The sequence below is a fragment of the Streptosporangium sp. NPDC001681 genome (assembly GCF_040298085.1).
In the GTDB taxonomy this organism is placed as follows: domain Bacteria; phylum Actinomycetota; class Actinomycetes; order Streptosporangiales; family Streptosporangiaceae; genus Streptosporangium.
Map to the genome: position 1 here is coordinate 88567 of NZ_JBEOZN010000020.1, position 7848 is coordinate 96414.

General features: G+C 66.0%; 10 protein-coding genes. 8 read left to right on the forward strand and 2 right to left on the reverse strand.

Features of this window, described 5'->3' with window-relative positions; all coding sequences use genetic code 11:
• Positions 1-146: 146 nt before the first annotated feature.
• From ABT130_RS12495 to tgmC, 5 genes are all read left to right on the forward strand, one after another.
• Positions 147-932, forward strand: a complete 786-nt coding sequence (locus ABT130_RS12495) for a helix-turn-helix domain-containing protein (protein WP_350955223.1) — start codon at positions 147-149, stop codon at positions 930-932.
• Positions 923-1255, forward strand: coding sequence for a PCC domain-containing protein (locus ABT130_RS12500; RefSeq protein WP_350955225.1), 333 nt, complete (start codon positions 923-925; stop codon positions 1253-1255). The genes ABT130_RS12495 and ABT130_RS12500 overlap by 10 nt, the downstream gene beginning before the upstream one ends.
• A gap of 137 nt (positions 1256-1392) precedes the next feature.
• Positions 1393-1629, forward strand: a complete 237-nt coding sequence (tgmA, locus tag ABT130_RS12505; protein ID WP_350955227.1) for a putative ATP-grasp-modified RiPP — start codon at positions 1393-1395, stop codon at positions 1627-1629.
• 4 nt (positions 1630-1633) lie between these two features.
• Positions 1634-2623 (forward strand): ATP-grasp ribosomal peptide maturase, encoded by a 990-nt coding sequence (gene tgmB / locus ABT130_RS12510; protein ID WP_350955229.1) that lies wholly within the window; start codon positions 1634-1636, stop codon positions 2621-2623.
• Positions 2620-3747 (forward strand): ATP-grasp peptide maturase system methyltransferase, encoded by a 1128-nt coding sequence (tgmC, locus tag ABT130_RS12515; protein ID WP_350955231.1) that lies wholly within the window; start codon positions 2620-2622, stop codon positions 3745-3747. Before tgmB ends, tgmC begins: the two co-directional genes overlap by 4 nt.
• Positions 3748-4096: 349 nt before the next feature.
• Here the strand turns inward: tgmC and ABT130_RS12520 are convergent, their stop codons facing one another.
• Positions 4097-4627: a pyridoxamine 5'-phosphate oxidase family protein gene (locus ABT130_RS12520; protein WP_350955233.1), complete on the reverse strand. Its 531-nt coding sequence runs from the start codon at positions 4625-4627 to the stop codon at positions 4097-4099.
• A gap of 279 nt (positions 4628-4906) precedes the next feature.
• Between ABT130_RS12520 and ABT130_RS12525 the strand changes: the two genes are divergently transcribed.
• Entirely contained in the window at positions 4907-5665 is a 759-nt protein-coding gene (locus tag ABT130_RS12525; RefSeq protein ID WP_350955235.1) for a hypothetical protein, read from the forward strand.
• Between the two features lie 28 nt (positions 5666-5693).
• Here ABT130_RS12525 and ABT130_RS12530 read toward each other — a convergent pair whose 3' ends face one another.
• Positions 5694-6548 (reverse strand): MerR family DNA-binding transcriptional regulator, encoded by an 855-nt coding sequence (locus ABT130_RS12530; protein ID WP_350915691.1) that lies wholly within the window; start codon positions 6546-6548, stop codon positions 5694-5696.
• A gap of 101 nt (positions 6549-6649) precedes the next feature.
• Here ABT130_RS12530 and ABT130_RS12535 point away from each other — a divergent pair, with 101 nt between their 5' ends.
• Both ABT130_RS12535 and ABT130_RS12540 read left to right on the forward strand, forming a co-directional pair.
• Positions 6650-7300, forward strand: a complete 651-nt coding sequence (locus ABT130_RS12535) for a maleylpyruvate isomerase N-terminal domain-containing protein (protein WP_350955237.1) — start codon at positions 6650-6652, stop codon at positions 7298-7300.
• A gap of 219 nt (positions 7301-7519) precedes the next feature.
• Positions 7520-7702 (forward strand): hypothetical protein, encoded by a 183-nt coding sequence (locus tag ABT130_RS12540; RefSeq protein ID WP_350955238.1) that lies wholly within the window; start codon positions 7520-7522, stop codon positions 7700-7702.
• The last annotated feature ends 146 nt before the right edge of the window (positions 7703-7848 follow it).

The following is a 7848-nucleotide window of genomic DNA, read 5'->3' on the forward strand; positions in this document are numbered from 1 at the left end:
CGGGCAGGGAATCGGTTGAGCATCTCAACTTAGACATCGGTTGGTCCCTGATTGCCCAGAAGAACCACTCCGAACGATCGAAGAGACGACCCGGAAACCGGGGCGATATCTCAATAGGCGAGACCGCTGCGGCCTATCATGCTCCCATGCCTCTCGGCCCGCTGATTCAGGAGCTACGGTTAGGTTTGCACCTGTCTCAGGCTGACCTAGCGCTACAACTCTCCGCGGTGTCCGGCCGAACAACTGTGACCCGCGAAACCGTGTCAAAGTGGGAGAACGGAAAGATCAGCCCAGGCCCGTTCTGGCTGGGTTACCTCGCGACAGTGCTGCAAGTACCGTTGTCGCTGCTGGAGGCCGAGCGAGTGAAGCGCCGTACGTTTATGACCAATGCCGTCGCCCTGGGAGTCTCTCCTCTCATCCCCACGCCGGCCAAGAACGTTGCCAATGAGATCTTCGCCTCCGTCAGCGGAGGAGACGCTGAACCCCTGGGAACCGTTCAAACCACCCACTGGACAGATCTCCACATCTCCGGCCTTGCGGTTAGAGACAGACCGACGATTTTCCGCCTGGTCAAATGGATACACGAAGGGGCTACACCAGTCCTCCGTGTCAACGCAGCGGGGATCATTGCCAAGTCTCGGGACTTGGAGCTGAGCGATGTAGCCGCAGCAGCCCTGGTGAGGGACATCGCGATCCAACGGCTCTACCTTTCCGCCGTCACGGCTCGTGTGGGAACGAAGACAGAAGACCTCATCAACGAGTTGTTCAACCCTCGTGACGCGGGAGCAAGGTGGTGCGCTGCCGTCTTGCTCCAGAGAAAGGGCAGCGAAGCTGCGAAGTCAGCCCTACTCCGGGCTCTCCGAACCGAGCCGGTACGTGAGACTATCCGCACCATCGGACTCGGCATACAGGGAGAAGACCCATGCACATGATCGAAATCCAAGAGGGCGAGCTGGTCTCAGAGATCGCCCGGCAGGCGAAGGACCTAGGCATCCTGAACGGAGCCATCGTCTCCTTGATCGGAGCCGTTGACTCATTTACCGTCTCCACAATGCCAGTAAATGACCCAACGGCGGACAATATCACTAGATACGACATGACCGGTGAAATGACCGGCACAGGCGAAATAGTCGATGGCATGCCTCACGTTCATGTGGTCATGGGAGTTGAGGGAGATAGGGGAATTACCGGACATCTACACAGCGCCCAGGTCGGACACTGGTTTGCCCGGGTTTACGTAATGCCCATCGGCTAAATTTGCCACCCCCCGTGCCACTCCCAACGCCTCCTTGTTGTTGGTTGTCTGGACGCATGGCAGGTACTCCTCTCTTTTTCCCTGTCAGAGCTGCACCACCACTCAACCCCCACAACAACAAAAGGAAGAAGGGCCCCATGACAGCAGTCATTCCCTGGGGACTTGGCCGGATGACCGAGCCTCTTCCCGAGGAACCGTCGTTGTACGGAACGGCTGAATTCGATCCCGTAACTCAGCTCACTCACTTCCACGACGGGGCCGGTGCCATCGTGGACATGGGTAAGAAGGTCACCGTTACCCAGTCCAAGGGTGGCGGGAGCGACGGCTCAAGCGGAAGTTCCTCGGTGGCGGACGACAGCAACAACGACGGGTAGGGGCATGCGGCCCTCACCACAGACCGTTCTGGTCATCACATCGGCAGAGGATGTTACTGCCAACCTGGTCATCGAGGTTTTGAACGAGCGCCAGGTGCAGATCGCCCGTGTCGATCCCGGCGATATCGGCGCCGAGCTGGTGTTCAGCGCCTACCTCGGCAATGACCACCGGGAGGAGTGGGCAGGCCGGCTTCGTACGCCGAGTCGTGACATCGCACTGGAGGAGGTCGGGGCGGTGTACTACCGCCGTCCCACCCCGTTCTCCGCTCGATTCACCCACCTGCCCGTCGCGGATCGAGAGTTCGCCGCAGTTGAAGCTCAGCATGGGCTCGGTGGCATCCTGAACCACCTACACGGCGCGGTGTACGTCAACCACCCGGCGGCGAACAACCGCGCCGGCTACAAGCCCTCCCAGCTCCAGACGGCCGCTCAGCTTGGACTGACCGTCCCGTCGACCCTGATCACCAATGACGTGGAACAGGCGCGCAAGTTTGCCGCTGAGCACGGTCCGATCATCTACAAGTCCTTCCGAGGTGCCCCACGCGCTCCGGATGGTCACGTTGCTGCGATCTGGACGCAGCGGGTTAACCCAGAAGATCTGGACGACTCAGTTTCGGTGACTGCCCACCTGTTTCAGCAGGAGGTGAATAAGACTGCTGATGCCAGAGTGACCGTAATCGGGCAAAGTGTGTTCGCAAGCAGGATCACTACACCCGATGACGCTCTCGACTGGCGCAGCGGTGACTGGGAGCAGCTGACCCACGATCCCATCGACGTGCCCGAACCGATCAAACAGGCCCTACGCGCCTACCTCGACCACTTTGGGTTGGTGTTCGGTTGTTTCGACTTCGCACTTGAAGCCACCGGCGGGCGAAGATCCGAATCCTGGACCTTCATCGAGTGCAATCCAAACGGGCAATGGGCCTGGCTACCTGACGCCAACGCGATGGCGCACGCCTTCGCAGACGTACTACTGGAAGGGTGGTGGCCGTGAACACGGCCGTGAAGCTCCGCGACGCGTTGGCGGACGCCATAGGGTCTCCCGGCTGGCGCAAGGCACTGGAAGAGGTGCCTCGTGAGCTGTTCGTGGGAGATGCCGTCTACCTCGCTGACACGACCCGGGGTGATCTGTGGACGCCTGTCCGGCGCACCGAGGTGGGCGAGGACGACTGGCTGGTCCTGGTCTACACCGATGAGACGTGGGTGACCCAGGTGGACGGGGTTCTGGCCGAAGAGGCGACGGGGGTGGTAACGGGATCACCCAGTTCGTCGTCCACGACCCCGAGCCTGGTCGTACGGATGCTGGAGGCCGCCGAGATCGACGAGGGTGACACGGTACTGGAGGTCGGTACAGGCACCGGCTACTCGACCGCGCTGATGTGTCAGCGCCTTGGCAACGGTGCTGTCACCTCGATCGAGTACGACCCGGCCGTGGCCGAGCGCGCCAGGAAGGCCATCGCCGAGGCCGGATACACACCGACTCTGGTTGTGGGTGACGGACTGCACGGCTACCACGAGAACGCCGGCTACGACCGGTTGATCGGCACCTGCTCGGTACGGACCATTCCCCCGGCATGGCTGGAACAGGTGCGCACCGGGGGGACCATCACCACTCCCACGTGGGGCTGGATGGGTGGGGTCGCGTTCGCGCACCTCACCCTTGACGACAGGGGGAAGGCGAGTGGACGGTTCCTGCAGGACGACCTCTATTTCATGCGCGCTCGTTCCCACCTGCCGCCGCCTCGGCCACCCATCGTGACCGGCATCGGAGACGCTCGGGAGAGCAGGATCGATCCGGCGATCCTGGATGACGAGGCAGCCCTGTTCGTCGCCCAGCTCGCCGCGCCGGCCGCCCAGCGGGCATCGGGTGAGGACATGACGATCCTGTTGGATGTCGGCACCGGGTCGCGGGCCGACACCAAGCCGAGCCCGGGTGGAGGCTGGATCGTGCACCAGCACGGCCCCCTGCGGCTGTGGGATGCGGTCGAGGACGCCATCCTGCTCTGGCAAAACGCCGGATCGCCGCACCAGTCGGCGTTCGGGCTCACAGTTACCAGAGACCGCCAACATGTATGGCTGGGCGAGCCTGACGGACCAAGCTGGGATCTTCCCGCTTAGTCACTGAGAACTCCCTTGGGGAGCGGTGGCATTGTTCTTGCGATTCGACCCGGTCAGGCCGGGGCGAGGCCGACATAATCGCGGGGTGGACGGACCTTTCACCCGACGCCGACACCTGGCCACCATCTCCCCGTACATCACCCACACGGTGCGCCGGGACGGTACCTGGGTGATCAGCTGATACCGCCGGACCAGGCGCCGGTCACCCGGCTAGATCTGGACCGCGTGTGCTGTTTCCCGCCGGCCCAACCTGATGACTCGTTAGCGACGGAGGTTCAGGGTGGCCCCGTCGGCAACCCAGCCCGTTCGGACACAGGGGGCATGGTCCCGCTAGGGGCTGTGCTGCGGATCAGGACTGGGACGCCGCGGTGAGCCTCGCGACATCGGAGGCGTAGACGGTCGTCCAGTGCGGATGCAGCCGGTAGTAGACCACCTCCTTGTCCCAGTCGAAGGCGTCGTCGCCGTAGAAGTCCTTGAAGTACGCGAGCAGGTCCGGCCAGTCCGCGGCCGGCTCGCCGTCCTGGGGGTTGAGGATCTCCACCGTGCCGTGCGTGAACACGCCCAGCTCCTCACCACGCATGTGCGCGGCGCTGACGGCGGGCCGGGCCGCGAGATGTCGGGCCTTGGCGGCGTTGCGCGCCGTGCCGAAGTGCCACTTTCCGTGCAGGAAGTGCCCGTCCACACCGCTGATCCGCGGCTCGCCCTTCGCCGTCACGGTGGACAGGGCGAGGGTGCACATGCCGGTGAGGACCTGGGTGAGCTGCTCTGCGGTCAGGGTGCGCTCGCCGTTGATGATCGAGCGGAGGTGCGAGGTGGAGCGGGAGAGGGAGGCGTCGAGGAGGGCCTGGAGCTCTTTGAGCTCTTCTGGCGTTTCGCGCATTGAAGTCCTTGTCTATCCGTAGGGCCCGGTCCACGCCCGCCATCGACGCCGACCGATGAAACCATGCTCGACCAAAAACCCGACACCTTGTGTCGTATTTCTTCACCCGTCTCGCGGACCGCGGCGGTCCACTCAGCCGGACGCCACGCCCGGCGACGACGTCTTCGCCTACCCCCTCACCCGTACCGACCTGCCCACCGTGGCCCGCTACCCGAGGTGGACGGCGTGGTCCCGCGTACCGGCACGGTCAGACCGTGGCGGGGCCGACATAATCGCGGGGTGGACAGACCTTTCACCATCGGCGGCCTGACCCTGCGGACCGATGTGCGCCCCGCCGACTGGGCGGTGGCGGCGGCGCGGAACTTCAGCGACAACGTCGTGGGATGTCTGGTCCCACCGGTCTTCGCGGCCTACGCACGGGTGTTCCATCCGGCGCGCCGGGAGAACGGCGAGCGGACCGAGGAGGTGTCCTGGGCGGAGGTGGCCGAGGCCAACGGGCGCCTGGCGCATCCGGCGATGCAGTGGCCCTCCATCACCGGCTCATGGCGGTTCGTCTCCTCCGACGACCAGCCGGGACTCTGGGACAGACTTCCGGAGGAGGGGTCCCTCCCGATACGGCAGGCGGCACGACTGGCCCGGATCCTCGCCGCGTACACCGCGACCCCAGAGCAGTGCTGGTTCGCCGTCTGGGAGGGCTTCGGTGGCCTCGGCCTTCCCGTGGAGGATGAGGAGATCCCGCGGATGGAGATGCCCGCCCGGCCGATGCTGCTGCTGTCGGGGCCGCTGTCCGCCGCGACCGCCTCGCTCAGCGAGCCGTCGTGGCTCGACCAGCGGGCCAGCCTGTGGTGGCCGCGCGACCGCGCCTGGTGTGTCGCCACCGATGTCGACCTGATGTCCACCTACGTCGGCGGCACCCACGAGTGTGTCGCGACACTGGTCGCCGACGAGGAACTGGAGGCCATGGAGGTCGGCACCGACCACCGACTCGCCTGGGACGGCGACTCCCTCAACCCGCCTCCTGCCGACCAGAGCCGGTAGGAGACGGCCCCGACCGGCCCAGGACCACTCACCTGACTTCCGGGTCCACCGTGATCACAACCTCGATCCCCACACTCTCCCCCTGCTCCATCAGCCCGATCTGACGTAGGCGGGACAGGTCCACGTCCAGTCCGCGCTCCTCCGCCACGGCGAGCAGTGCGAGCACGGCCGGGTGCGCGGCGCCGTCGATCATCATCACTGGCTCCTCGAATCGCCAGCGCACCACCAGTTCGAGCGCCGCCTCGACGGTGCCGGTCTCGACTGTCCGTTCCGGCACCGAGAATCCGGCGGGCAGCGGCTGGGCAACAGGCCAGCAACACATCATCTCGATCGCCGTGTCACTGCCGGGTGTGGCCCGGAACGTCGACCAGAACGGGCCGGTCGGCGCGTTGCCGATCTCCGCCAGGGCCCGCCACAGCGCGGCGAACCCCTCGTTGACCTCCTCGTTCGCGCGTTCCACCTCGTCTGCTGTGAGATCGTCACCCCTCGGCATCCGCAGCACGACGCCCGCCCAGTGCTGCCGCTGCGCCCGGCGTTCCGCCACCTGCCAATCGTGGCGATCCTCACCGCCCAGCAACCGGCCGAGGACTTCGAACGCCTCATCCTGGCGTTCCCGCTCCGCGACCACCCTGCTGCGATGCTCGGCGAGCGTCGCGGCGGCCGTATCAGGATCGGCCAGGAGTCGCGGGGCGTCGGCCAGTGGGATATCGGCCGCGCGCAACACCTTCAGCCGGGTCGCCACCGCGAACTGGGAGGCGCGGTAGCGCCGGTGCCGCGACCACGGGTCTACCGAGGTCGGCTTCAGCAGGCCCTGCTCGTCGTAGAGACGTAGCGCCTTCAGGCTCAGTCCGGTCAACTCCGCGAATTCGCCGATGCTCATCATGAGATTCAGTGTGCGACCTCCCTCAGGGGGAGGTTCCACTCCTTTCACCGGAGGCTCTCCGGCGGAGCCCGACTCCCGACGCCGGCGATATTGTTCCCGCCATGCACCGATCAACCGAAGCCGGATCCTCCCCCGTGACGGCGGACGACCTTGACCTGGCCGTTCAGCTCGCCGTCGGCGTCCTTCGGGAGGCGCCTCCGGCGGCCTGGGAGGGCAAGGCCGGCTCGCTGGAGTGGGACTGCTGGGAGACCGTCGAGCATCTCAGCGACGACCTCTTCTCGTACGCCGCCCAGCTGGGCCCCAGGACACCGCCCCTGGACGGCGTTGTGCCCTTCGCGTGGGAGCGCAGAAGACCCCAAGGCCCGGCGAACGCCATCCACGCGGACCGCGCGGCGGGGCCGGCCGGGCTGTTGCAGGTGCTGGAGGCGAGCGGCGCGCTGCTGGTCGCCATGGTGCGTACGACACCGCCGGAGGTCCGCGCCCACCACGTGCACGGGACGTCCGATCCGGAGGGCTTCGCCGCGATGGGGATCGTGGAGACCCTGGTGCACACCCACGATCTGGCCGAGGGGCTGGGGCTCGCCTGGACCCCGCCCGCCGACCTGTGCTCGCGGGTGCTCGCCCGGCTCTTCCCGGACGCCCCGACGAGCACGGACCCCTGGCCCACCCTGCTGTGGGCCACCGGCCGCGCCGAACTCCCCGGGCGCCCACGTCTGACCACCTGGCGCTGGTACGGGGCACCCCGAGCGTAGATCTCCGAGGGTCCGCCGAGGGTGACGGCTCCCGGCAGGGCCTTCGACACCAACGGCGTGCGCGGCGGCGAGACCTCCCCGGCCCGGCACCCCACTCGCTCTCTCATCCCTGCCCCACCCCTGAGAAGCGATGATGAGTTGACTGGTAACAAACGTCCTCATCATTGATTGATGAGGTGAAGTACGGCGACGTCATCGGCCGCGCTCACCTTGAGCGCCTTGAGCGCCTCCGTGAACTGCTCATCCATCGCGACGACCGCGGGGCCCGGGGCGTACCGGGTGCGGGTGCACCTGCGCGGGCGCAAGCTCGTCTACCAGGTGCCGGACCCGCCTGACGGCGCCGTGGAGCTTCTGATCATGGTGTTCCCCGGCGAGCAGAAGAAGCCGGTGGTCTACCGATAGAAGGCGACCCGAGCGCACGGTTGTCCATGCTTCCCAACGGGGGCAGATCCGGGGTCGAGGAACAGCGGGGCAGTCGTTGGCGGTGAGAAAGATCTTGTTTCTCGTTGTGGCGGTGAGCTGGTCGAATGCGAAAGGGCCAGGCGGTC